General features: G+C 42.1%; 24 protein-coding genes, 3 pseudogenes and 1 riboswitch. Of the genes and pseudogenes, 8 read left to right on the top strand and 19 right to left on the bottom strand.

Annotation, left to right across the window (positions count from 1 at the left end):
* Window positions 1-368, top strand: a pseudogene (locus tag JL57_RS07475) (hypothetical protein); the annotation flags it as partial.
* 941 nt (window positions 369-1,309) lie between these two features.
* On the opposite strand, the gene pssA reads toward JL57_RS07475, so the two are convergent.
* The 3 genes from pssA to JL57_RS07490 are packed head-to-tail and all read right to left on the bottom strand — an operon-like array spanning window position 1,310 to window position 5,328.
* A complete protein-coding gene (gene pssA / locus JL57_RS07480; RefSeq protein WP_034141435.1) occupies window positions 1,310-1,846 on the bottom strand; it encodes a CDP-diacylglycerol--serine O-phosphatidyltransferase in 537 nt (178 codons plus the stop codon).
* Window positions 1,843-2,481: a phosphatidylserine decarboxylase family protein gene (locus JL57_RS07485; RefSeq protein WP_034141436.1), complete on the bottom strand. Its 639-nt coding sequence runs from the start codon at window positions 2,479-2,481 to the stop codon at window positions 1,843-1,845. The genes pssA and JL57_RS07485 overlap by 4 nt, the downstream gene beginning before the upstream one ends.
* A 54-nt stretch (window positions 2,482-2,535) precedes the next feature.
* On the bottom strand, window positions 2,536-5,328 hold the full coding sequence (locus JL57_RS07490; protein ID WP_291299813.1) for a helicase C-terminal domain-containing protein: 2,793 nt from the start codon (window positions 5,326-5,328) through the stop codon (window positions 2,536-2,538).
* Between the two features lie 144 nt (window positions 5,329-5,472).
* Here JL57_RS07490 and JL57_RS07495 point away from each other — a divergent pair, with 144 nt between their 5' ends.
* From JL57_RS07495 to JL57_RS07505, 3 genes are all read left to right on the top strand, one after another.
* The gene (locus JL57_RS07495) at window positions 5,473-5,976 is read left to right on the top strand and encodes a hypothetical protein (RefSeq protein ID WP_034141437.1); all 504 of its coding nucleotides are present in this window, start codon (window positions 5,473-5,475) and stop codon (window positions 5,974-5,976) included.
* Between the two features lie 155 nt (window positions 5,977-6,131).
* Complete coding sequence (gene pabB / locus JL57_RS07500) at window positions 6,132-8,165, top strand: aminodeoxychorismate synthase component I (RefSeq protein WP_034141438.1); 2,034 nt, start codon at window positions 6,132-6,134, stop codon at window positions 8,163-8,165.
* On the top strand, window positions 8,152-8,970 hold the full coding sequence (locus JL57_RS07505) for an aminotransferase class IV (protein WP_291299814.1): 819 nt from the start codon (window positions 8,152-8,154) through the stop codon (window positions 8,968-8,970). The genes pabB and JL57_RS07505 overlap by 14 nt, the downstream gene beginning before the upstream one ends.
* Window positions 8,971-9,093: 123 nt before the next feature.
* Here JL57_RS07505 and JL57_RS33795 read toward each other — a convergent pair.
* Window positions 9,094-9,357 (bottom strand): annotated as a pseudogene (locus JL57_RS33795) (antibiotic biosynthesis monooxygenase).
* 216 nt (window positions 9,358-9,573) lie between these two features.
* On the opposite strand from JL57_RS33795, the gene JL57_RS33800 reads away from it, so the two are divergent.
* The gene (locus JL57_RS33800) at window positions 9,574-9,885 is read left to right on the top strand and encodes a hypothetical protein (protein ID WP_291299815.1); all 312 of its coding nucleotides are present in this window, start codon (window positions 9,574-9,576) and stop codon (window positions 9,883-9,885) included.
* Window positions 9,886-9,946: 61 nt separating this feature from the next.
* Here JL57_RS33800 and JL57_RS07510 read toward each other — a convergent pair.
* The 7 genes and pseudogenes from JL57_RS07510 to JL57_RS07540 all read right to left on the bottom strand — a co-directional run.
* Window positions 9,947-10,144, bottom strand: a pseudogene (locus JL57_RS07510) (DUF2383 domain-containing protein); the annotation flags it as partial.
* A gap of 59 nt (window positions 10,145-10,203) precedes the next feature.
* Window positions 10,204-10,494, bottom strand: coding sequence for an EscU/YscU/HrcU family type III secretion system export apparatus switch protein (locus JL57_RS07515; protein WP_034141439.1), 291 nt, complete (start codon window positions 10,492-10,494; stop codon window positions 10,204-10,206).
* Complete coding sequence (locus JL57_RS07520; RefSeq protein WP_034141440.1) at window positions 10,491-11,600, bottom strand: hypothetical protein; 1,110 nt, start codon at window positions 11,598-11,600, stop codon at window positions 10,491-10,493. Before JL57_RS07520 ends, JL57_RS07515 begins: the two co-directional genes overlap by 4 nt.
* A gap of 119 nt (window positions 11,601-11,719) precedes the next feature.
* The gene (locus tag JL57_RS33805) at window positions 11,720-12,274 is read right to left on the bottom strand and encodes a DUF2103 domain-containing protein (RefSeq protein ID WP_291299816.1); all 555 of its coding nucleotides are present in this window, start codon (window positions 12,272-12,274) and stop codon (window positions 11,720-11,722) included.
* Between the two features lie 14 nt (window positions 12,275-12,288).
* Window positions 12,289-12,771 (bottom strand): metallophosphoesterase, encoded by a 483-nt coding sequence (locus JL57_RS07530; RefSeq protein ID WP_034141441.1) that lies wholly within the window; start codon window positions 12,769-12,771, stop codon window positions 12,289-12,291.
* A 34-nt stretch (window positions 12,772-12,805) separates the two neighbouring features.
* Window positions 12,806-13,921 (bottom strand): CofH family radical SAM protein, encoded by a 1,116-nt coding sequence (locus JL57_RS07535; RefSeq protein ID WP_034141442.1) that lies wholly within the window; start codon window positions 13,919-13,921, stop codon window positions 12,806-12,808.
* A gap of 127 nt (window positions 13,922-14,048) precedes the next feature.
* Window positions 14,049-14,423, bottom strand: a complete 375-nt coding sequence (locus tag JL57_RS07540) for a hypothetical protein (RefSeq protein WP_034141443.1) — start codon at window positions 14,421-14,423, stop codon at window positions 14,049-14,051.
* A 135-nt stretch (window positions 14,424-14,558) separates the two neighbouring features.
* On the opposite strand from JL57_RS07540, the gene JL57_RS07545 reads away from it, so the two are divergent.
* Window positions 14,559-15,002 carry a DMT family transporter gene (locus JL57_RS07545; RefSeq protein WP_034141444.1) on the top strand — a complete coding sequence of 148 codons (444 nt, stop codon included), beginning with the start codon at window positions 14,559-14,561 and terminating at the stop codon, window positions 15,000-15,002.
* A 14-nt stretch (window positions 15,003-15,016) separates the two neighbouring features.
* On the opposite strand, the gene JL57_RS07550 is transcribed toward JL57_RS07545, so the two are convergent.
* Window positions 15,017-15,541: a hypothetical protein gene (locus JL57_RS07550; protein WP_034141445.1), complete on the bottom strand. Its 525-nt coding sequence runs from the start codon at window positions 15,539-15,541 to the stop codon at window positions 15,017-15,019.
* A gap of 145 nt (window positions 15,542-15,686) precedes the next feature.
* On the opposite strand from JL57_RS07550, the gene uvrC reads away from it, so the two are divergent.
* Window positions 15,687-17,447 (top strand): excinuclease ABC subunit UvrC, encoded by a 1,761-nt coding sequence (uvrC, locus tag JL57_RS07555; RefSeq protein WP_034141446.1) that lies wholly within the window; start codon window positions 15,687-15,689, stop codon window positions 17,445-17,447.
* Window positions 17,448-17,700: 253 nt separating this feature from the next.
* Here uvrC and JL57_RS07560 read toward each other — a convergent pair whose 3' ends face one another.
* From JL57_RS07560 to JL57_RS07585, 6 genes are all read right to left on the bottom strand, one after another.
* Window positions 17,701-18,453 (bottom strand): C40 family peptidase, encoded by a 753-nt coding sequence (locus JL57_RS07560; protein WP_291299817.1) that lies wholly within the window; start codon window positions 18,451-18,453, stop codon window positions 17,701-17,703.
* 48 nt (window positions 18,454-18,501) lie between these two features.
* A riboswitch (cyclic di-AMP (ydaO/yuaA leader) is annotated at window positions 18,502-18,644 on the bottom strand.
* 251 nt (window positions 18,645-18,895) lie between these two features.
* Window positions 18,896-20,263, bottom strand: a complete 1,368-nt coding sequence (locus tag JL57_RS07565) for a PFL family protein (RefSeq protein ID WP_034141447.1) — start codon at window positions 20,261-20,263, stop codon at window positions 18,896-18,898.
* A gap of 48 nt (window positions 20,264-20,311) precedes the next feature.
* Window positions 20,312-20,605, bottom strand: coding sequence for an ACT domain-containing protein (locus JL57_RS07570; protein WP_034141448.1), 294 nt, complete (start codon window positions 20,603-20,605; stop codon window positions 20,312-20,314).
* Window positions 20,606-20,876: 271 nt separating this feature from the next.
* Window positions 20,877-21,203 (bottom strand): iron-sulfur cluster assembly accessory protein, encoded by a 327-nt coding sequence (locus JL57_RS07575; RefSeq protein WP_291299818.1) that lies wholly within the window; start codon window positions 21,201-21,203, stop codon window positions 20,877-20,879.
* 97 nt (window positions 21,204-21,300) lie between these two features.
* On the bottom strand, window positions 21,301-21,540 hold the full coding sequence (locus JL57_RS07580; RefSeq protein ID WP_034141449.1) for a hypothetical protein: 240 nt from the start codon (window positions 21,538-21,540) through the stop codon (window positions 21,301-21,303).
* A gap of 29 nt (window positions 21,541-21,569) precedes the next feature.
* Window positions 21,570-22,199 carry an HD domain-containing protein gene (locus JL57_RS07585; protein ID WP_034141450.1) on the bottom strand — a complete coding sequence of 210 codons (630 nt, stop codon included), beginning with the start codon at window positions 22,197-22,199 and terminating at the stop codon, window positions 21,570-21,572.
* A gap of 271 nt (window positions 22,200-22,470) precedes the next feature.
* On the opposite strand from JL57_RS07585, the gene JL57_RS07590 reads away from it, so the two are divergent.
* Window positions 22,471-23,232: a tetratricopeptide repeat protein gene (locus tag JL57_RS07590; RefSeq protein ID WP_034141451.1), complete on the top strand. Its 762-nt coding sequence runs from the start codon at window positions 22,471-22,473 to the stop codon at window positions 23,230-23,232.
* Between the two features lies 1 nt (window position 23,233).
* On the opposite strand, the gene pepF is transcribed toward JL57_RS07590, so the two are convergent.
* Window positions 23,234-25,036 (bottom strand): oligoendopeptidase F, encoded by a 1,803-nt coding sequence (pepF, locus tag JL57_RS07595; protein ID WP_034141452.1) that lies wholly within the window; start codon window positions 25,034-25,036, stop codon window positions 23,234-23,236.
* Window positions 25,037-25,155: the final 119 nt, after the last annotated feature.

Genomic DNA, 25,155 nt, shown 5'->3' on the forward strand with positions numbered 1-25,155 from the left:
CTCCGGAGAAAGAGCAGGCTCAAGTCACGCCCATGCCAAATAATCCTCAGGATATCAAACTAGGATATCTAACCGTCAAAAAAATCGACAAACCAAGAAGCAGCCCAAAAGCTGCAGCCTCCCAAACCTTTACCACGGAGTATGAAGAAAGATGCGCCGCGTACTGCAAAACTATCGCCGATACATTCTACGATCTGCTGACGGCGCTCGGCCAACTGGCCAGACTTGATCCGGCGGTGAAGGAAAAATGCAGTAAAGACGCGAGCCGGCTTGCTGAATATATGGTCGAAAGTCTCAAAGAGTGGCCGCCTGTTCCCACGACGAATATGAAGACGGTTGAAACGTACGCCACCCATGAAAGGTGGTAAAATCGCCAACCCCTTTGTCCGGGAGTCGGCTTTGGCCTGCTTCACCACCGGATAGGCATTTCCGGACCGTAACATCTGAGGAGCAACAGCTAAAAACATGATGCTTAAAACAAAAAGAAGCGATAGCCATTTAGAGCGTCCCCACATAAAGAAATATCCTCCTTAAAATTTGTGATTAATCTTTGAAATTTATATAAATGAACATGTGATTGATTATGGTTGAATACTATTTTTGTGTAAAATGTAAATTAAACCATAATAATGGATTAAGCAATTTTACGCTATATTAAACCAATTTTATATTTGGTATTTTAGATGCATGTTTCCAGATATCACTTTCTAAAAGAGACGATTTCCCCTTAGGCAAGCACTCTGAAGGATCAGTTTAATGGTCTTTATACCTGTAGTTGTAGTCAATCCATAGTATAAGAATGAAAAAAGCCCTCCCAACGTATTTTGTACGTTAGGAGAGCGTTCCTTTTGCTGGTTGTTTATGCGGGTTTAACGGTTAGTTTACTCTGCGTCATAACCCCAGAGACAAGACGGTGCACATGGTATGTGCCGTCTCCCAAACCCTCGATGTCAATGCAAGTCAAGAACCGTCCCCAACTTGCACTCGTTCTTCGACCACAAAGCCTGGGACGCAGTGTGACACGAGCGCGACGTCTTTACGTAAGCAGAAAAGCAAACTTCCGTTTAAGCGACCGACCCCAGATACGGGGCAGTGCACATGGATGTGCACTGCCGCCAATGCGCCAAGGATGGCGCTTTTGGCACGATAGTCTCCAGTGGAGAGTATCGCCGTAGGCGGGTTCTTATAAAGAATACTATCGCGCCGAAGGATGTACCCCGCTCCCTAAAGTAGGAGCTTAAACAGTTAGTTTGCTCTGCGTCGTAAGTACTGAGCGCTGTGTCACACAAGTCCCTCACACAAGTCCCCGCTATTTCCCCAACTTCGCTACCTTAAACGTAGACACCATTAAAAACGCTAAAACACCCATAGTTACCGGATAAATAAACCAAGGTATCATGGTTCTAAGTAACATGAGCAAAGCCATAAAACCGCCCGCAAATGTTATGGGTACCCCAACAAAGTGGGTAGTAATATTCAGCATATTAAAACGCGCCAAGCGAACCGCTCCACATAGCGCAAACACTGCAGCGATACCTAGACCTATAGTTCTCACCATATTAGATTGAGGGAGTAAAATTGCCTGGTACGTAAGAATGGCCGGCGCTACTCCAAAAGAAACTAAATCACTGAGAGAATCGAGTTCTTTACCAAAATCTGAGCTAACAGAAAGTCGGCGTGCTACCTTTCCATCTAAACTATCCATTAGAACAGAAAGCAGGATCATTGCTGAAGCTAACGTGTAATCCCCTTCAATAACCCAGATCAAAGCAAGAAATCCAAAAAGCAAATTAGCTAAGGTGAAGATGTTCGGGATCATACGAGCAGTAATCGGATTTCCCTTCATTCGACACTCACTCTCCCTATTATACTTATTCCTCCACGAACCTTTTCCCCAGCACTAACCATGATTTCCACATTTGTCGGTACAAAAATTTCGGTACATGAACCAAATTTGATAAGGCCGAACCTTTCCCCTTTGCTTACTGCATCTCCTTTTTTGACCCAACAGACAATTCGACGAGCAATAAACCCAGTTACTTGTGTAACTAGAATTTGCAGGTGTTTATTCTCGATTCCCACAAAGTTTTTCTCGTTCAATTCTGAAGCATGGCTTTTAAAAGCTGGAATCATCTGTCCTGGTCGATAGCTAAGAAATTTAACCGTTCCAGACATTGGGCAACGATTAACGTGAACGTTAAAGACACTTAAAAAGATGCGGACCCGAATGCTTTCTCCGTTGAGAAACTGATCTTCAAAGACCCTTTCCACATCCATAACAACCCCGTCAGCAGGAGAAACTAAGGTTAACTCGTCCATAGGAATCTCTCTTTCAGGATTCCGAAAAAAGTATCCAGTAAACAAAAATAAGATAGCAGGTATAATGACAAGCCACTGCCAAATCCAATAAGCTAAAACTGATAGAACAGCCAATATCATGAGATATAACCAACCATCACGAGAAATGGGATATTGTTTCACCGAAAAATTGACCTCCTCCTCTTGATTTTCTTTAGTTTACCATCTTTGCGTCGATTATAAAAGCTCTTCATCCAATCCACGCTCATTCCACTCTTCAATTTTACGTAGAACGAGGGAATTATCACCTCGTATATGGGTGCGAACTGGTAATGAACTTAAAAAGTGCCTGCCATAATTCTTTTCAATGACTCGATCGTCGAGTAAAATGACAACCCCACGATCAATTTTAGAACGAATAAGACGGCCAAATCCTTGCTTAAATCGTATGACAGCTTCTGGCAACAATAATTCTCGAAAGGGATCACGGCCTTGAGATTCCAGGAATTCCGAACGGGCCTCGATTAAGGGCAAGGTCGGTGGCCAGAACGGGAGTTTTACCAGAATAACACAAGATAATGCTTCACCTGGAATATCAATACCCTCCCAGAAACTACTGGCTCCTAACAACACGCTTTTAGGATTTCGCTTAAATGCCTCTAAGAGAGTGCTCCGTTCTCCATGAATTCCTTGGGCCAGTGTCTCAATACCCAGATGTTTTAATTCTAAATAGATTGCACTATAGGTTTGGCGCAGTAATTTATGAGCGGTGAACAGCACTAAAGTCCGACCATTCATGCGTTCAGCGACTTCAACGATAAATTTAGCCAGTTCCAGCACTTTCTGGTCTTCCGTATTTTTTCGTTCTATACCCTTTCTAACGACGAAAAATCGCATCTGGCGTTCATAGTCAAAGGGAGAATCAACTCGAGCCGTGATTGTTGTCGAGGGGAGTCCGATATCTTTGAGAAAATGCTTAAACGAATCGGAAATACTCAACGTCGCTGAAGTTAGAATGACTGCATCAAGCCGAGAAAAAAACTTCTCTTCTAAGATATCACTTACTTCGATGGGAGAGGTCTTTAGGTATAGTCTTGAATTTTGTTCAAGCCAAGTCACTTGTTTAGGGTTATTGACGTTTATGACTAAGGTCATAGTTACCAATAGTTCTTTTAGTTCCCTTTGATGGCCAGAAAGGATGTATTTCAACTCTTCAAGCTCATCTGCTTCTTCTCCACTCAAGACGCTTACTAAACTATCCAGAGCGGTGGCCAAGGCCTTAATTCTCCCGACTAAATTCTCTATTTGGATGGTTAATCCTTGCCACCAAGTTTTGGTGGTATGACTTGAAACTAAGCGAAACGTGCGCTCAGTTCCTAAAATCATCGCTAATAACTCAAAAAATTCGTTCGTTTGTACCAAGATAGATCGGGATAATTCAGGAATAACCTCCATCCTGGCTGAGAATATTTCCCAAGGCACCGCTGGCACGATTTGGTTCAGCGACCCTATTCGTTGTTTCATAGTCGAGTAAAAGCTAGGACCTGCCTGTCGATAAATAGTCTCGATCACTCGAGTAACCTGCTCCAGACTCATTTCCGAGCCAAGATGTTGAAGCGCCGTTTGATAAATCTGATGTGCTTCATCAATAACTAAGCGATGATACTCTGGTAAGACATTGTAGTCTGTTTTAAGATCAGAAAATAACAAAGAATGGTTTACAATCAAAACATCTGCTTCATCTGCCTTCTTACGGGCCCTCAACCAAAAGCAAATCCCTGATTTTGAACACCTTCCTGGAATACAAGTTTCGACATCCGCATTTAAATTCGGCCATAGTTGCATAAGACCGGGAACTTTAGAAAGTTCTTGGATATCTCCTGCTAGGGTTTCTCTTAACCAAACAAGGACACTTAGCAGCGCAAGTTTTTGATCTTCATCTGGAATTTCTCGCGGGTTTGTTAAGCATCCCTGCCACTTTTTCAGACAACAATAGTTCCCTTTACCTTTCAATACGGAGGCTTGAAACACAAAAGGCAATACCGCTTCCAAAACAGGAATATCCTTTTTCAAAAGTTGTTCCTGAAGGGGAATTGTATGGGTGGCAACTACCACTTTTTGACCTAATTTTTTGGCCGACCACAGACACGGAATTAAATACGCGAAGGACTTCCCTGTCCCTGTTCCAGCCTCCACGACAACATGATGTGAGGAAGTCAGCCCTTCAGCGATTAGTTTTGCCATTTTCACTTGACCTGTACGACTTTCATAACCAGGCAAATTCTGTTCAAGAATTCCTCCGGGCGAAAAACTTTTGACGACCCAGTCAATGGAATCCGGAAAATTTGCAGTTTGTTTAGACCCACTTACAAACAACCCTTCAGAAAACGGGGCTAACACAAGATCAGTTCGGATAGGGCGATCAGGAAAGCGGCGAGTAATCTCTTTGTACAATTCTTCAATAAACCCTCTCCCTGACCATCCCCCTAAAAAGCTTTTGGTTTGATCATAAAAACTTAGATCAAATCCCAACCCTTTCTTCCAACATTCTTCCAATACTTTCCACGTGAGCCAAGCGTTGTTTTCAGTGGGGTGAAGCTCTGCATCGTCCTTCAACGGCACTCCAAGTTTTTGAGCTAAATAAGATAATTGATAGTGATGCATAGTCGGGAAAAAAATCCGAGCTAGCTCCACTGTATCCCATCTGGGCTGCTGAAATCGTACCTCTAATTCCTTTTCTAAAATAGAGAGGGTAGACACATCATGAGCCACAATAACAGCATCAGCAAACAAATGAACAAGCTGTTCTCGGCATTCAATTAGAGAAGAAATTGTATTAGGCTCTTCCTCATTTATCCCAGAAGCTATAATAGTTTTACTAGCCATTCCTTGTTTTGATTTAATCAGATAATGACATGATTCTTGAATTAGTCCATTTTGGATCCGAAGTGCCGAAAATTCGATACTTTCACTCTGAAAACCCTCGAAGCCAGTCGTCCCTATATCAAAAACCACGATTTCTTTGTCCACAACCCTGACCCCTCTCTTCCAGCCATTGTACACCATCTTTACAAAAGGAATCAATGTAAAGCAGGAATTTAGGATTCTTTAGCGAATAAGACACTTTGTATGCTTCGAGTTAAACTATCATTTTTTAGGAAGAAGGATACCCTATTGTTTGAAAAAAAGATCTTAACCGTTGGATTCTCTCTTGTATTGATATTCTCGAGTCTATTCCTCAATGGGTGCTCACCCAAACCCTTTTTGACTTTAGACGGTTCGTATGCTATTTTAACTATTTCCCCTTCAGGAATGACGCAATCAGAACTCATTAATTTACCTTGGAATACAAATATGGCAATCATGCAGAAATTTCTTTTAGAATGTTCCTTTGTCTTGAGTGATCTGCGGACTCCCAGTGCCCAAGAATTAGAGGCTGATTCCCCTTCTCAATCAACGAGTATACAAGTCACCTTTACCCAACCAAAGCGCATGAAACTTAATGTCGATCAACGAGTTATTACCCTTGATGTCCAATCCCTTCAGATTGAGGTTGAAGGTCCAAAGGTTGGGCAAGTGACCATTAATCAGACAACTATATTACAAGGGATCGATAATCCTAATCTCCAGTCTGCATTTAAAGAATTGACGGATATGTTGCACGAAAAAAAGAATTAAATTGAAGTTGCTTATAGCAACTTTTCTTTTTGACTAAATTGTCTATGCAAAACTTTATTCAGGATGCTTATAAATGCTCAAAGACAGAGACACTATAGAATGAAACATTGAGCTTGAAAAATTAAAGAAACCGCCAGGTATAAAGGGGTAATACAATGATATTTTTACTGGATAATTATGATTCTTTTACTTATAACCTCTACCAATACTTCGGTGAACTTGGAGAGGACATCATCGTTAAACGCCAAGACGAATGTACCTTAGCTGATATTGAAGCGATGCATCCCGACCTAATTGTAATATCTCCCGGACCCTGTACACCGGATGAAGCACCCCTGTCCTTAGCGGTCATTGAATATTTCAAAGGTAAATTACCGATTCTGGGAGTCTGTCTTGGGCATCAAGCGATTGGACAATTTTTCGGTGGTAAAGTGATCCGTGCCATACGACCCATTCACGGAAAAACAGAGACGATTCATCATGATCAACAAGGAGTATTTAAAGATCTAGTCAACCCCTTAGAAGTAACGCGTTATCACTCTCTAATTATTGACCGTCATACACTCCCTGACGACCTGATAATAACTGCTGAAACGGATGATGGCGAAATTATGGGCATCCGTCATAAAACCCTGCCAATTGAAGGAATTCAGTTTCACCCTGAAGCCATTCTGACTCAATACGGACATCAGTTACTACAAAACGCCCTCAGTAATGCGAAAACTTGGCAGCTTAACAAGGCTCCCTCTCCTTGGATTGTCAAACCACTTCCCACGTCCATCCCACCCTATCTTCTATTCCAAGCCTTTAAAGAAGAACCTTCACCATTTTTTTTAGATAGTGGCGAAGATTATAATGAACTCGGCAGTTATTCTTATATGGGATCGTCCCCTTTCTTGGAAGCGACTGCTTTCCCTGACCAGCTTGAGCTTTATTGGCCGAATCTTTCACTTCGTAAAACAATCCCTTTAGAAAAAAACCGATCTTTAGATTTTCTAAATGATTTTCATTCTAAATATCGCGTTTTTAATTCCCCGTTCCCCTTCTCTGGAGGGGCTGTGGGTTTTTTAAGCTATGACCTTAAGAACCAGATTGAAACCCTTCCTGATCGTGCCGAAAATGACTTGAATATACCTCTTTGGCGTTTCGCCTGGTATGATGGAATTGTTGTTTATAGTCATGTTGAACAGAAATATTGGCTTACCTCTTGTGGTATTGATGAAGATGGAGCGTGCCAGGCCGAGTTAGCAGATTCTCGCATCAAACGACTTCAACAAATCCTCCAACCTAGTGTTCTAGAGCAACTTTCCGAACGAGAAGACCATGCTGATCAAACGAGCGCGGCCCATTCAACAATCGACCCGAGCGTTTCCCATGAACAGTATCTAAAGGATTTAGAACGTGTCATAGATTACATTTATGCTGGGGACATTTACCAAGCCAATCTTACCCAACGTTTTTCTATACCCTGGGAAGGGGATGTCTGGAAGCTTTATTCCCAACTCCACCGACAAAACCCCGCTCCCTTCGCAGCTTTTTTACCTTATTCTGATTTTCAAATCCTGTGTAGTTCTCCCGAGCGGTTTATTCGCGTACAGTCGAACGGACAGATCGAAACCCGTCCCATTAAGGGAACCCGGCCTCGCGGAGATTCGCCCACTGAGGATGAACTACAAGCGGTTGAATTATTCAATAGTCCTAAAGATCGTGCCGAACTGACTATGATTATTGATTTAGAACGCAACGACCTCGGGCGTATCTGCCAATTTGGAACTGTAAAAGTCCCGAATTTAATCCAACTTGAAAAATACCCCACGGTTTGGCATCTTGCCTCGACGATCACAGGACAGCTTATCAAAGGGCTAAAACCCAGCGATCTTATACGTGCCATTTTTCCAGGCGGCTCAATCACGGGTGCCCCCAAGATTAGGGCCCTTGAGATTATCGAAGAGATGGAACCCTACAAGCGTGGACCTTATACCGGAAGCATCGGTTATATGGGCTTTGATGGCGCTTGGGACTTAAATATTGTTATCCGCACGATCCTCATCAAAGAGGGTAAAGCCTATGTGCATGTTGGCGGTGGGATTGTAGCAGATTCAGTTCCCGAAGATGAGTATCATGAGACCCTTCATAAAGCAAAAGCCCTATTCCGGGTTTTGAAAGGACGCTTAGATGATTCCCTGTGAAATGTTATTATTACAAGACCGACTCGCTTTATTTGGGTATGGGCTTTTTGAAACTCTACTCGTCACTGAACATGGGCCACTTTTCACGGACCTTCACTGGCAAAGGATGAACAAGGGAGCCGTCATGCTCGGTCTTACACTCCCTCAGAAAGCAATATGGACGGCTCAAATACGAGACTATATCGATCAATCTCCCAGCATAGCTCCTTACGCCTTGCGCGTTACTCTGAGTGGCGGAGCACCCCAAGCTAATCTGCCTTCCCGGCTCCTGTTCCACCCACGAATAATTCCTTATAGTTCAGCTCAATATGCCATGGGGATACGTCTTCACCTTTTGTCTACACCGCGTAATGAACAGTCCCCCTTGACTAGTATAAAATCCACGAATTATTTGGAGAATATTTTAGCAAAAGAAGTGGCCTTTAGCCAAGGTGCTGAAGAAGGCTTGTGGCTGAATACCAAAGGTTTTGTTTCTGAAGGCACAATGAGCAACCTCTTTTTCATCAAGGATGGGACACTGTTTACCCCCTCCCTGGCCAGTGGATGTTTGCCAGGTACACGTCGTCAGCTCATTCTGGATTTAGCAGATTCTCTTCAGATTAGTATTGAGGAGGGCTTGTATTCCTTCTCAGATCTTTTGCAAGCCAATGAAATTTTTATGACGAACGCCCTGATGGGCTTAATGCCAGTTCGTCAAATTGATGATATTTCCTTTTCGATCGAATCGTCTGAATCGCCCTCCTCAAAGATGAGGCAACTTGAATTAGCTTATCAGGATTTAATCCATAATCCATCCGGCCTGTAAGTTGCGTTCGTAAGATTACCGCACGGATAATACTTCTTGATTGTGAAATGAAAGCACGAACTCCCACTTAAAAGTGGGAGTCGAAAAATTGGATTAATTAAAGTTTACTAAGCCTTCACATATCTAGTACTTTTCTTCGAGAACTTCATACATCTGAGGAGTGGCTTGCTTAAATGCCTTATTTTCGCCAACTGTACTGGCCCAATTTTCATAGGCCGAGTGATTTTCCCATTTCGAAAATAACATGATATCTGACGTGTTTTCTTGTTGATTAACCGATGCGAATTTGAAACCATCAATCCCTTCAACAGACTGAATTCCAGTTCAAATTTCACCTAAAATTCGGTCAGCATCTGGACCATTGAACGTATGAATCACTGTTAGCATGACTAGTTTATCCTGAACACATTTACTACATACCTTGATGTATGAACTTTCACTCTATGCACGGCATACTTTATATAAAGGTTGATTAGTATTTAAAAATACGAATTCCATGAGTTGAGTAGCGTGGTTAAAAAGCCCATCGTTTTATTGATGATTTCATGCTATACTAAAATAAGCGTCAGAAATCTCTGGAATTGTACCTGAGGGGGATTATTGATGAAAATAAATTACATACGCACCGATTTTCCTAACGGCCGTACGAACATATTAATGCGTGATTCGGAATCGACAAACCCAGAGCTAGTTCATTTTTTACTGGTATTAAGCAACAAAGGAACCTTGTGGGTTGATGTTTTTTGGCCTTATGATGAAGAATCTGAAGGATATACGCGCAGGATTTCCGAACAACAATTTTGGCAGACCTTTCGAGAGTGGAGATTACAAGGCATCCTTCTCGGAGACAACGGAAAAGTGGCTGAAATGTTAGCCAGAAAACACCTCTCCAGAAAACATCGTGAAAAGGCATAAGCACAACATAAAAAGCGGCAGTGCCGCTTTTTATTTGCGTTATGAACTCTACCATCCCTGAACCTTCTTTGACATGCCCCCCATTAGTTTGAATGTAATAAGATAGCCGAGTTGCATGCTTTTTGTGATCTGAGAGAATAGCCGTGAGATGATTACGTAGTGGACTATCTTGGAGCGCGTCAATACATGCCTGATATTGTTCAATTGCCATATGCTCGCCCTGTAGAATTTTGTTCAAGACTTCAAATGATGTCTTCATAGAGACCTCCTGCCCTTCCTATTTTCCGACTAGGAATAGTTTGCGGAGCATTCTACGAATTATGTATGTGTGCGCGATTTCGCTTTTTCCAGCCGGTAGATAAATGCCAATAACTCTGCTACTGCACGATATAGCTGGGGCGGGATTTCTTTGGTCAGCTCAACTTGCATTAGAGCTTCAACGAGCATTTCATTCTTTTGGATGGGAATACCCTCTGCCTCAGCAGCTTCGATTATTTTTCGAGCGACTTCCCCTACTCCTTTTGCTACAATCCTAGGTGCTCCAGTTTGGTCGTACACTAGGGCTGCGGCCTTCTCTTTCTTCTCGCGCTTCTCTTTCTTTTCTCTCATCTCTGAATATCCACTCCACTTCGCCGAGAACCCCTTAGGAAGTTCTGGAATTCAAGATTTGTATCTAAATCTGCTGTACCAACCTTCCCAATAGTAAACCCCAGTTTGGCAAACACTTCCTTTGTTTCTGGCATGACTTCCTCTAGTAGCTGAGGAAGAAACTGTAAATCACGGGTGAGGACATGGAAGGAGAGCACATCCTGATTAAAATATGCGTCAATCCCAATGTCCCCGAGCGCTTGAGTTTCAATCTGGATAGCAATACGGCAATGTTTCTCATCCATTTTAGATCCTTTTCGCGCGCTTTCAATGGCTATTTGTACTGGAAGAATGTCTTCTCTATAATACAAAGGAAGATGAAGCAACATATAAGCATTGTCCATAGCTCCCGATTTTAGCCACAGCTGTTGACCGGTTATTTTTTGGAGCAACATTAGAGCTAGCTCCCTATCAGGACCATCAAGGTTTTGTTCCTCGGGGCTCTGAAGTGCTTGCAGGAGAGCATATTTTAAGGTTTCTTTGAGGCTGTTTTTCTCAGCTTCCTTCGTTTGAGAATCTGATTTTAGCATTAATTGAATACGTTGTTCATAGTTGAGACCAAGTTTACGCAGGCCCTCTACTAGCTCTTCCGCACCATTCTCTTCGGATAACTCCTCCCACTTCGGTATGGATTTGATAAAGTTAAGCATAAAGTCTTCGCTGATTGACCCTTTAAGACTTGCCATCACTGTGCCGAGCAGACCAGTATTTGCACTTATAAATGTTTTAAGGAGAGTTAAAATATCAAGATTATTCGGTAATCCTCTCTCTGTAAACTGTTGTAACTGTTGCGGAACGACGGGAATATCCACTTGTTTTCCGAGCAAAGGTTCTCGGACCAACAATAGGTTGCCATCTTTAATATCCCCTACCTTGACCCAGAACTTATCGCCTAATTCAGTCGATGTTTGCAAAATAGCGAAGATATCTTGACCTTTAACGCGAATGGTCCCTTGCCCTTCCCCATTTTTTTGAACAACTTCTACTAGGAGCCGTTCACCAGGTTGCCATTGTTTAAGGCTGATCTTATTCATCGTACCTGGCGCTAATATGCTACCTACTTCCATAAAACACCTCCTTACTGAACGAAACTTTCGTTGCAATCTCATTACTTTAAAAACAGCTTAGGACATTTTGTCTTAAGCTGTTATTTTCGCGGAGTTTTATTGACCTTTGGTTTTGAGGTTTAGTTGCTTGAGTTTTCGAGAGATTGTTTGAGATGTTTTAAAGCCTTTAGCGTTGAGTTGTCCAAGCGATCAGCTATATTCAGTTCCTCCACATCTTTTAATCTAGAGTTTAAAACTCTACTGGGTGGACGCTTTTTCGAAGGTCGTCTCCTGAGAGGAGCTAATGGGTTGTCCTTCAACCGAATATCTGATTTTGAAGTGACCTTAGCCACCTTCTTTTTAGAAGCCTCAGATAGGACATTTGAACTAATTTCTTCAGAGGATGTCGCAGGAGAATCCGAGGGGAATTCCTGCTCTACCCATTCCTGAATACTTTCAGGGTTTTTGGTGACTACAAAGGCTTCTTGAATGGAACCATTACTTTTAAGCAAAAGCTTACATCCCGTTTGTGTCTTATATTTATAGACAATTCCTCGCTCTGAAGAACGGTTTACATCTATTACCCCGGGAATGATGTCAGTGACCTCCGAAAGACGGCTTAAATTTTCAAGCCATGGTAGAGCATTTTGGATAATGCCATGTTCTCGTTTCACTTTATTCCTGCGATGTTTCATGATTTCCTCCGGACTTAAAAATAAAGATGTTTAGCTTCAACCTGCCCATGCTGAATATTTAATAGTCCAAAGGAATAGTGAGGCTCACGCCGTTTATCCGTTGGTGAACCTGGGTTGAACAGCAGAATGCCATTTTTCCATTCCATAAAAGGGATATGAGAGTGTCCAAAGACAATTAGATCAACTAGCGAATCTTCAAAGGCATTAAAGGCACGTTCCGGAGTACTTTTTCCTCGACCCGCATGCCCGTGAATAATCCCGATTCTTATGGACTCGCATTCCACAATCTCACGCTCTGGTAAAACAATGTCCCAGCCATCACAATTGCCACATACAGCTCGAACTGGAGCAAGACAAGCCAACTCTTCAATTAAACCTTTATGTGTCAAATCACCGGCGTGGATTATCATATCAATATGAGTCAAGTGTTCCCAGACGTAGCGGGGAAGAGTTCTACCCGTACGTAAGTGAGTATCTGATAACACCGCGATTTCCATTTCTATTCCCCTTTTGGCTAACAACCTATCTCTTCTACCTACTTGATGATGGCGGTTGAAGCGTTTTTATAACGTTATAATAGGTATCCCGTTCAACAGCCTCTAGACCTAATTCATGAATCATGCTGATTAGCTGAAGTTCGGTTTGCATTTGAGGACTGGACGCACCAGCTGTATGGTAAATTTTCTCTTCTCGAACTACCCCATCGAGATCATTGGCTCCAAACGAGAGGGCCATTTGAGCGACTTGAGGGCTAGACGATATCCAATACGCTTTAATATAGCGAAAATTATCTAAAATTAAGCGGGCGACAGCAATGACCTTTAAGGTGCGAATAGCACTTGCTTGAGGCAGATCCTCAAATTTCGTATTCTTAGGATGAAACGCTGTCGGAATCAGGGCATAAAAGCCCTGAGTTTCATCTTGCAGAGCACGTAAAGCTAAGAGATGATCAATCAATTCCTCATCCGTCTCAATGATACCATAAAGTATGTTAGCGTTAGTTGGAATGTTTAATTGATGTGCGAGACGATGAATTTCTAACCAACGTTCTCCGCTCAGTTTTCCCGGGCAAATAATGTCACGAACTCTTGGGCTGAAATTTTCCGCTCCCCCTCCCGTCATAAAGCTCAGACCAGCCTGTTTAAACGTTTTTAAAATTTCTAAAACGGGCACATTCGCTATCTGCGCAAAATAATCATACTCTGCCGCAGTAAATGCTTTTATACTTACTTGAGGAGCACGATCTTTAATTTTGCGGATCATGTCCAGGTAATATGAAAACGGAAGATCCGGATGTATTCCACCGACAATATGTAGCTCGGTTACTCCTTGATCCGCGAAATAGCCTGCTTTATGAACCACTTCTTCAATCGACATCGTATAAGATCCTTTTTCATCAGGATCTTTAGCAAAGGCGCAAAGACCGCACCGTACTTTGCATACATTGCTATAGTTAATATGAGCATTATTATTATAAAACACCTGATCACCGGTCATAGCGCGTCGCCGTTCATTCGCCAGGTAACCCAGACCAAGTAAATTGGTAGACCTTATAAGCTTGAGACCGTCATTGCGGTTTAAACGTAAATTATTAACAATTTTTTCATGAATATCATCTAATCCTTTTAATATGGGATCTAATTCCATTTGGACCCTTCTTTCCTGAAATTGTTACCTTTCCTATTATAACATAATTATTAAAATACGAGAAAAGATAAAGAATGATAAAGAAAAAGGACTGCTGGCAATCTTGTTGCTTACAGTCCCTTAAGTCTTAGTGACAATATTTCATGCCTTGACGTTGGCGTTTGATTGCCTTTCTGACTTCATTGGCCACACGCCAAGTTTCAGGTTGTTGGGGAGTTATTAACTCCACTTTTCCAGAACGTTTGTCAATTAATATATCAACCATCGGTTTTCTACCTTGAGCTTTTTCTTCTCCAGGGTGTAAGATATCAATCCCAATTTTATTTTCATCATATTGAGGGGGAACAAGATAGTTCAACACTTCTTCAGTAGCATCCATTAATTCGCCCACTTGTTCCTGTTCATATCCTTCCCTTAAGAGAATATCTCTTACCTGTGTGAGTGGATGATCAAGGGTAAGTAGCATCTGGGCGCGTTGCACTAAATTGTAATCGATGTCCATGACGCCACCTCTTTCATTTTTATATTTTTGTTATAATGACATTTTCCCCTCAACCTTGCTAATGAATACTGATACTTCTTAGCGGAACTGGATATCATTTCCCACATTATATTAAATATTTTCGGGAGGCATAAAATGGCAAAATTTTTCTCTCTTCCTTTTTTAGTCGCCACAATCTCAGGAGTCGCTATGGCCATCCAAGGTACCATCAATTCAGCATTAAGTCAGAAAACATCCTTAATCTCCGCAACGCTCGTTGTTCACATCATTGGTACACTTGTCGCATTAATCACAGTTTTGGCCTGGCGCGCTCCACTCCTTAAGCACCCCTGGACTTCTATTCCATGGTTCCTTTATCTCGGTGGTGTACTTAGTGTTATCATTGTTGGACTTGTTGCTGTAAGCATCCCGAAAATAGGAGTATGTAATGCCACAACGGCAATTATTATTGGTCAAGTCAGTATGGCTGTCCTAATTGATCATTTTGGTTGGTTAGGCATGAATCGCATGCCTTGGAGTCCATGGCAGCTTGTGGGAATCGGCTTTTTAGCCGCTGGGGCCAAACTCCTCTTCCGTTAAGGAATGTCTATTTGTCAAGGACTAACCCGTCCCACAATCAGGGCCATATTAGTGATAATCGAATAGATTTCCTCGCTGACAATATATTTGCGAATTTGACCGTTAGCCGATAAAATGATCGTACTCTTGCCTGTAGCTTTTTGATCACTTTCAATGAGTCTAAGCAGAAAGGCATACGAATCGCTGCTGACAGAGAGTTGTTTAAACTCTCCGTCAGCGACAAAGATGACCCAATATCCTGAAGCTACTTCGTTATTCCCATTCTGGTAAAGTGCATTGGAAACACTTGAAAAATCTTGTCCAAAGAAAGCCTGATTTTCTGTTAAGTCCGTATTCGTATTGACTGAATTATTAAGTGTATATTGATCATTAAAGGATGTTGTTTGTGTAACAGGATCAGAGAGGTGTGAGTAGATGTCTTTGAAAAAATTAGGAAACAAGACATATCCGACAACCCCAATGATCAGAATCCAAAGGGCTAAAGCTTGTAAATCTTGCCAAAGTTCATTGCGTGGTGGTCTTCCCCAAGTATTTGCCATGCCTTCGCCCTCCATTTATAAGTCTATTGCCAGTCAATTAACACAAAGCCCCTATGCCATGTATACGTTCGTTTTAATGAAGATATGTATCTAAAACTTGCATCTCATGATTCCACACTTTAGAATAATAATTGAGGTGGGGAATATGGATCTACTTCGACAAAAACTGACCTTGCTGCCGGAAAAACCAGGCGTCTATCTAATGAAAGATAATCAAGGACAGATAATTTATGTCGGTAAGGCTAAAATACTAAAAAATCGGGTAAAATCTTATTTTACCGGCTCACATGATGGTAAGACTGAACGACTTGTTAGCAAAATCGTTGATTTCGAATATATCATGACCGAGTCTGAAGTGGAAGCACTTGTTTTAGAATGCAATTTGATTAAAAAACACAATCCTAAGTACAATATTCTCTTGCGAGATGATAAAACTTACCCCTATATAATGATTACAGAAGAAAAGCACCCCAGGATCCTTGTCACACGACAAATGAAAAAGGGCACTGGAAAGTATTTTGGGCCTTATCCGAATTCTTCCGCTGCCAAAGAGGCGGCACGCTTACTCAATCGTCTATTCCCTTTTCGAAAATGTCGCCAAATCCTTGCTCGACCTTGTTTATACTATCATTTAGAACAATGTCTAGCCCCTTGTGTCGAAGAAGTTCTTCCTACTATATATTTGGAAATGCGCAAAGAGGTTTCCTCGTTTCTCAAGGGAGACCAAAGTGGAATACTCAAACTTTTACATGAAAAAATGCAAAGCTCCTCGAACGCACTCCATTTTGAACGCGCCAAAGAATACCGTGATCTAATCGAAGACTTGAAACAACTCGGGGAAAAGCAAAACATCACGCTCAATGATTTTATTGACCGGGATGTTTTAGGCTACGCCTTTACTACGGATCAGATGTGTATTCAAGTTTTTTATTTGCGTCAAGGAAAGTTACTAGCTCGAGATAGCTATACCTTCCCTTATTATGAAGATCCAGCAGAGGCATTCGTCTCTTTTGTCGCACAGTTCTACATCGAGCGCGCTATTTGGCCGCAAGAGATCTTACTTCCATCCCAAGATTCAACGATTTTAACCAATTTATTTCCCATTACGATTCCTCAAAAAGGCAAGAAACGAGACCTTATCCAAATGGCGATGACAAATGCCCAGACCACCCTTCATGATCAGATCAGTCTGGAAATAAATCAACAAACTGAAACTCAACTAGCCTTAACGACACTTGGGGAGATTTTAGGTATTCCAGTTCCGAGCAGAATTGAGGCCTTTGATATTTCGAATACCTCTGGCACACAAACCGTTGCCGGTATGGTTCAGTTTATGGAGGGTAAACCCCAGCGCAGAGGGTACCGAAAATATAAAATCCTGCCCATGGAAACATCGGATGATACAGCTGCCATGGGGCAAGTTATTATGAGACGATATAATAGGTTAGTATCAGAAAAAAGCCCCTTACCTGACTTAATCTTAGTCGATGGCGGAAAAGGACAAATTAAGGCAGCCTTAAAGGTTCTACAAGGCTTAAATTTAACCATCCCCGTTGCCGGAATGGTTAAAAATGACCGACATCAAACCCACGGACTTCTTGATAGCAATGGTAATGCAGTGCCTTTATCCAAAAATCATTCAGCTTTCCATTTACTCACTCGAATCCAAGACGAAGTCCATCGTTTTGCCATTACGTTTCATCGCCAACAACGCGCTAAAAATATGACACTTTCAGCACTTGACAACATTCCGGGTATCGGACCCAAACGCAAACAAAGCCTGTTACGGCACTTTCCATCCCTTGACGATATTCAACAAGCAGGTATCAATGAGCTTAAAGCTGCAGGATTACCACTGAATGCTGCCACTCTTATCTATGACTATTTTCGAAAGGAAGACTCCTAAGATGATTCTAAATTATCGAGTTGAACAATGCCGGAAATGTTACTGCAAGAGAACTCATCAATGTTCTGTGACGGATTCCTTTATTCAAAATCCTCTTTTTCCAAATGTTAAACCAGGTGGAGAATGTGCGAAATATCAGCCCATTCCTTGGTTACCTCGATTATAATCACAAGAATTCGTTTGACTAGAGCTCAACGAACAAAAAACAACAAGAACGTAAAGTTCCTGTTGTTTTTTGATTAAGTAGTTGCTTCTAGTTCACACGACGTGCACCTAGATAACGACCTGCATAATAACTATCACTAAGGCTTGTCGTAGTCACACCACTATTAGACGCATGGACAAAACTTCCACCGCCAATGTAAATACCCACATGGGAAGGACCCTTAGCGTAGGTGGTGAAAAACACTAAATCACCCGATTGAAGATTCTCGCGTTGCAGAGATGAGCCTTCATTAAATTGATCATAGGAACTTCTTGGCAATGAACTTCCTGAGCCCTTAAAAACATACTGCGTATATCCCGAACAATCAAACCCTTTAGTGCTTGAACCTCCAAAGACATAGGGAACGCCTTGTAGGCTTAGTGCATTATCAACAAGATTAGAACTCACAGATCGAGAAACCTGTTGTTTTGGGGCAGCTGCAATCTGAACGGGTTCGGGCTTGTTATTAGAGGATTTCGGAGCTTGAGCAGCAACCACTTGCACTGCTTGCTCTGGTTGCTCTGGTTTTCTAGGCTCCGTTAATTTTTGGGCAACTGTGACTGAAGCACTAGGAGCGGGAACTGATTTAACTGATTCAGAAGCAACTACTTCCTCAGCAGCAACTTTCACAGGACTAGCAATCCATTGCATTTGCTTGCGTACGACTTGAGTATAGGTCCCTTTTATTATGGACGTCGAAGCAGAAGTTACAAGCAAGGGCTTCGAGGGATCTATAGTTGTCGTTTTAATTTCTGTTGTAGCCAATGCAGGAATACTACTTGCTAAAAGCAAGCCAGCCAAAGTAACGCTTCCTAACCACCTAAACGTAGATGAGGAAACCAACAAGTTATATCCACCCTTCTTAGCTTACGAGGTTAGTTGACGGATTCGGGCAGTAGGTGTTAGCCCTACACGTGAAAGAGCCACGTGATTCACCCCAATGATAATCCCCCGCTCCAATGTCATACAACTGGATTCAGCTTTTACTATAAAATATACTATTCGAGACAAACCTAAAGATTCCTGCACGAATCTAAAGGAAATATCTACCTGTCCAATAGGAAATTGGCTAATCTCTATACTCGAACAAGTATCTTCGAGTATAGAGCGGCGTGATGGCGAAAAGCTGATCTAACGACTACAGTGTATCCCAAATACAGCAAGCCATACAATCCATTATTTACCTCGCCAAAACAGACAGGGGCTCTCGGTTGAGAAACCCTGTCTGTTTGAGAGACTTATTTTAATTGGTAAGGCTAATGATCGGTGCAGGAATACGACCTCCACGGTTGACAAACATGCTTGATGAAAAGGGATGGATAGCCATTACAGGTGCCCCACCGAGCAATCCTCCAAATTCTACTCGATCCCCTGCCTTTTTGCCTATCGCAGGAATCAAACGTACTGCAGTCGTTTTTTTATTAATCATCCCAATTGCTGCCTCATCCGCAATGATGGCCGCAATGGTCTCTGCAGTTACATCTCCTGGTAGGGCTATCATATCTAGACCGACTGAACAGACACAGGTCATCGCTTCCAACTTATCAAGAGTCAAGGCCCCTACTTCAACTGCTTCGACCATTCCCGCATCCTCTGAGACAGGGATAAACGCACCACTTAACCCACCCACGTGTGACGAAGCCATTGCTCCACCTTTTTTAACCGCATCATTAAGCAATGCCAAGGCTGCCGTTGTTCCATGAGTTCCGCAGCGTTCAAGACCCATGTTTTCAAGAATTTCTGCAACGCTGTCTCCAATTGCAGGGGTCGGTGCCAGAGAAAGATCGACAATTCCAAAGGGAACATTTAAGATCTTTGAAGCAGCCCGGCCTATCAACTCTCCCATGCGAGTGATTTTAAAGGCTGTTTGTTTAATTAAATTGGATAATTCACCGAAATCCGCTTCTGGGAATTCTTTAACTACCTTAGCCACAACACCAGGGCCACTTACACCTACATTAATAACACTTTCTGGTTCTCCTACACCATGGAAAGCCCCTGCCATGAAAGGATTATCCTCAGGAGCATTACAAAACACCACTAATTTTGCGGCAGCAAGACCATCTTTGTCCGCCGTAAGTTGAGCACATTTCAGAATCACATTACCCATTTTCAACACGGCATCCATGTTAATCCCAGCTTTAGTGGTTCCAATATTGACTGATGAGCAAACAAATTCTGTTTCACTAAGTGCTTGAGGTATGGCATCTATCAGTGCCAAATCTCCTGCAGTGAAGCCTTTTTGAACCAGCGCAGAAAAGCCTCCAATAAAATTAATCCCCGACTCGCGTGCGGCTCGATCTAATGCTTTAGCGATCCTTACCATCTCTTCGGTATTTAAGTGGGCAGCCGCGATCGCTATCGGTGTGACAGATACACGTTTATTAATAATAGGAATCCCATACCGTGCAGAAATTTGCTCACCTACTGCCACTAATTTTCCAGCATATTTTGTAATCTTATCATATACCTTAGTTTCCATCCGGCTAATTTCTTCTGAACCACAATCCAGAAGACTGATTCCCATCGTAATAGTTCGAATATCCAGATTCTCTTCATGGATCATTTTAATCGTTTGTTGGATTTCCTCTCGTGCAAACGTGATTGTCATGATTTCCCTCCACTATCCCATATCTAAAGTAACTTAGAGTCTCTTGAGTTAGATTCGATGCATGAACGTAAAAATATCTTCGTGTTGCACCTTCACTTGTAAGCCTTTATCGTTTCCCTCTTGATCTAGTGTACGTGCTAGGGCGACAAGTTCCAAGGTGGCTGGTTCTAGATCTACAACCATGATCATCGTGAAATATCCATTCACGATGGTTTGGCTAATATCTAAAATATTGACACGATATTCCGCAAGGCGTCCAGTTACCCAAGCGATAATTCCTATTTGATCACGACCCAATACCGTAATGATTGCACGGTTAGACTCTTCACGTGGAGAAGTCATGGTTGTTCCTCCCTTTTTTACGGATCTTTTCTTATTTTGGACATTAGACTAACATAAATACGCAGTATACTCAAGTTCTTTTTACTCGGCCTCAACCCTAGGCGTTAATCCAGCCTTAATGCGCTGGCCAGGGATGGCCGAGTGTCACTGTAGCCATGGATGGCGAGAAGGGACCGCTGGCCAGGACTCGAACATGGATGTTCACTTAATTTTGTACTTTGAGTACAGTATTAAAAAAGAGAGCTCGTTTTGAGCTCTCTTTCCAAAGTACTTATGAACAGCTTCCACCACAAGTATCTCCACAGCCGCCACCGGATTTTTGAGTACGAATTTCGAATCCGCCGCCGTGTTTCGATTCCACAAAGTCAACGGTTGCTCCCTCAAGGTAAGTGATGAGTTTTTTATCGGTTATCATAGATACACCATATTGCACGTCAAGGATATCTTCTTCTGTCTTTGACTCTTCCAGAGTCATGCCGAAATTCGGCCCACCTCAGCCAACGCCTGCAAGATAGAGACGTAAAAAAGCATTTTCTTTATTTTGATTCTTAAGTACTTCTTTAACTTTTTCGGCTGCTATTTCAGTAATTCCTACCATTCAATCTTCACTCCTTTTTGCACCTTTAAAAACTAATATACCATACTTTCAGCTTTTTTCAAGGTGATTTCAAGAAATACATCGTTATATTGACCTATTATACTTCTTCGCCTTCTCCATTCGGTTGAAAATCGTTCCATAGACGACGCACCTCTACTTCAATACTTGCAGGAAGATCCTGAGATAATTTTTGCCACTGTTTCATTTCTCCCTGTATTTTTTGTCCCCAGTTTTGGCCTTCCGGCAAGGCAATAAAAGCCTTTGGTTGGGGAACGAAAAGTGTCCGAACGAGCACTAGGAACACAAAAAGCATTAATAGACGCCAAAGCCAACGCATTTTTTGATTCATCCTTTCCGAATAAGCCTTTACATAGATTTAGCATATCCAGAAAGTGATATAATGAGTCTTTCGGCATGCAACTCTTGCCAAAATCCCTCCATGTATAGCAATAATGGCTCAAAATATTTAATCCCCGACTTCGTGAATAGATGTTCTTTATAGCCCTGAATTCTTTCTTGATAAAATGTTTCACAGGAATTCTCCCCGACTAATGGCCAACCGTTTACCCCACCTAACGTAAACAAACGCCCCAATCCAATAGCACCCACGAAATCTAATTTGTCTGCATCGTACAGTATTTTTGCTTCGAGCGAAGTTGGCACGTGCCCCGCCTCGCGAGAATGGGAGATAATCGCTTCCTTGACTCTCCAAACAACATCCTGAGGATAGCCGTTCTTTTGCAAAATATTAACTGCCAGCCCAGCACTACTTTCTGAATGGGTTTTTTCAACTGCTCCAGAACGCCCAATATCATGGAGAAGCGCAGCAAGTTCAATGATTGTACTGTCAGCTCCTTCTTCTTGTGCTAATTTGTTACCCCATTCCCTAACTCTCAAAGCATGCTCTAAATCATGAGCACGGTCTTTTCGGGCGTAAAAACCCTTTGCCACGAGAATAATCTGGTGTAAGGGGTCTTGAGTTGGGATCTTATCCATAATCTCACCTCCATAGGAGAGTCATAATATACACCCTACGTTTAATCTTGAGTTCATCTTACTTCCCAATTTCTAATCTTGTCAAGTTTTACATTCTTGGATAATGTATCCAAATTATTCAAACTATTTTTTGCGCGTTCTTCGGTTAAACAATCTTATAAATCAGGCATTGAATGTTATAATGAACACAGAAATCCTTTTGATTAGCTACAATTGATGTCATTTTATATTGTGGCTTACTTGCTTATTTCTAAATTGATCACAAAAGGAGATGCTTGAGATTAAACGGAATCGTATCAAGATTATTATCGTTTCAGGTTGCTTTTTAATTATCTCGGCGATATTTACTCTCTATAGTTTCCCCAAATACCAATCCTCCCGACTGACTGTTCCCAAAGATCAAGTTAAGGTAGTCGCCGAAAATCCAGACCTGACTTCCTCTTTCTCAGCTACGCCGGAAAAAGACACAGTCCCCTCTACTCCTGTTCCAACTACTCCTCTTGCCCAACCTTCTAAGGTTAAACCTATCCATAGCTCAGATTCTCAGGCACTCACAAAGTATGACCAAGGGCTCAAGCTCTATTATCAACGTCAATTTCCCGAAGCCCTACAGCTATTTAATCAGGCCTTAGCCATAGACGCCCTATGTTATGAAGCTCTAAATGCTAAAGGTGCGACCCTTGCCTTTCAAGGAAAGTATGATCAAGGGCTAGCCCTCATTCAGCAAGCCCTTGATCTCAATCCATCATATGTGTATGCTCATTTCAACCAAGGATTGGCTTATGAACTGGCTGGACGTTGGGACCTGTCGATCTCGTCTTATCAGAAGGCTTTAGAGCTCGACGATCGGGATACCTGGAGTTATTATGGCATTGCCAGCGTATACGGCCGTCAAGGTAAGATTGATAAAGTCCTAGAGTACCTAGAACCAGCGATCAACCTCGACTCGGATGTCAAGGAAGTAGCGCGAGACGAACATGACTTCCTCCCCGTTCGTGATGATCCTCGTTTCCAAGCCCTTGTCAAGCCCTAACTCACACTATAAGCTTTTCTAAGCGTTCGACGAGCCCTGCAAAAACCTGAAGTGCATTTCGTACTGGAACTGGAGTTTCCATATCAACCCCTGCTTTTCTCAACAATTCAATTGGATAATCCGAGCTTCCACCACTTAGGAACTCTAAGTAACGCTGAACTGCAGATTCTCCTTCATCAAGAATCGCACGAGCAAAGGCTGTTGCTGCTGAGAAACCTGTCGCATATTTGTACACATAAAATGCATTATAGAAATGTGGGATACGAGCCCATTCTAGAGCGATTTCCGGATCTAAGACCAGTTCAGATCCGTAATAAACTGCATTTAGTTCAAGATAGATTTTGGAGAGGGTATCTGCCGTCAAGGTGCCACCGTCTTCTACTACAGAGTGAATCTTCCTCTCAAATTCAGCAAACATAGTTTGTCTGAAAATTGTCCCCCGAAATTGCTCAAGATAATGGTTAATTAGATACGCCAATACCTTAGCGTCCTTTGTAGTTTGGAGAAGGTGCTCCATAATCAAGGATTCATTCAAAGTTGAGGCGACTTCTGCTACAAATATTTTGTAGCCGGCGTAGAGGTGGGGTTGTTGGCGATTGGAAAAATAGGTGTGCAAGGAATGCCCCATCTCATGAGCTAAAGTAAACATTGAGTTCAAAGTATCCTGATGATTTAGCAAGACATACGGATGTGAGCGATATGTCCCCCAAGAATAAGCCCCACTCGTCTTTCCTTCATTTTCATAAACATCAATCCAACTCTTGGTGAACCCTTCCTGCAGAATATTGATATAGTCCTGTCCTAAGGGTCTTAGACCTTCGATGACCATATTTTTAGCTTCTTCATAAGTAATTGTCATTGTTGTTTCAGGAACGATAGGGACATAGATATCGTACATATGTATTTCATCAAGTTTTAAAGCCCTCTTGCGCAGTTGGATATAACGATGCAAATGGGGTAAAAATTCGTGAACTGTTTCGATTAGGGAATCATAGACCTGCAAGGGCACACGGTCATCATCAAGAGATCCCTCCAAAGCAGAAGGATAATGCCGAGCTTTGGCAAAGAAAATGTCGGATTTTACACTTGAATTTAAAGTTGCCGCCCAGGTATTTCTTTGCTTATCATAAGTATGATAAAGAGTCTCAAAAGCCTCTTTACGAACACGCTGGTCATGACTCTCCATGAACTGTATAAAGTTTCCCTTAGTTAATTCCACAGATTTTCCAGATTCATCAATAATACTAGGGAACTTAAGGTCGGCATTATTGGCCATTGAAAAGATTGCCCCTGGTGCCTCCGCCAGTTCACTGACTTCTGCTAACAATCTTTCTTCCGTCGAACTGAGAATATGCTTTTTCTTGCGCAAAATATCATCCAGAGCATGCTCATAGATCCCCATTTTGGAGGAAGTAGTCCGGAATTCTTCCAGTCTTCCTTCTGGCATAGCTAATAATTCCGGGACAACATAAGATGCTGCACTACTGACCTTTACAGCTAGGGCTCCAGCACGGTCTGTCAACGCTTGATAGTGTGCATCTCGATTGTCCTCATCTCTCCTCATACGGGCATAGGCATAAACCTCTCCCATCCGCATACTTAGATCATCCATCCACTCAAAACACCCAATTAAAGTGTCAGCATTATCGGCTAAATGTCCTTCAAATTTATTCCCATCTCCTAAGAGTTTTTCGATCTGGGCAAATTCTGCCTCCCATTGATCATTATCGGAAAAAACGTCTTCCAAATGCCACTTTGTAGCCTCAGGAATTTCTGCTCTTGATTTCAGTTTTTGTTGTCCCATTGTTCTACCCCCTTAGAAATCTAATCTCCCTTATTATATACACACAGCTTAATAATTACCATTTCTTTGAATCCAGATGATACTTCATAGTCCCTTCTCGCCATCACGGCATCTTGCCA

The sequence above is a fragment of the Desulfosporosinus sp. BICA1-9 genome (assembly GCF_000802135.1).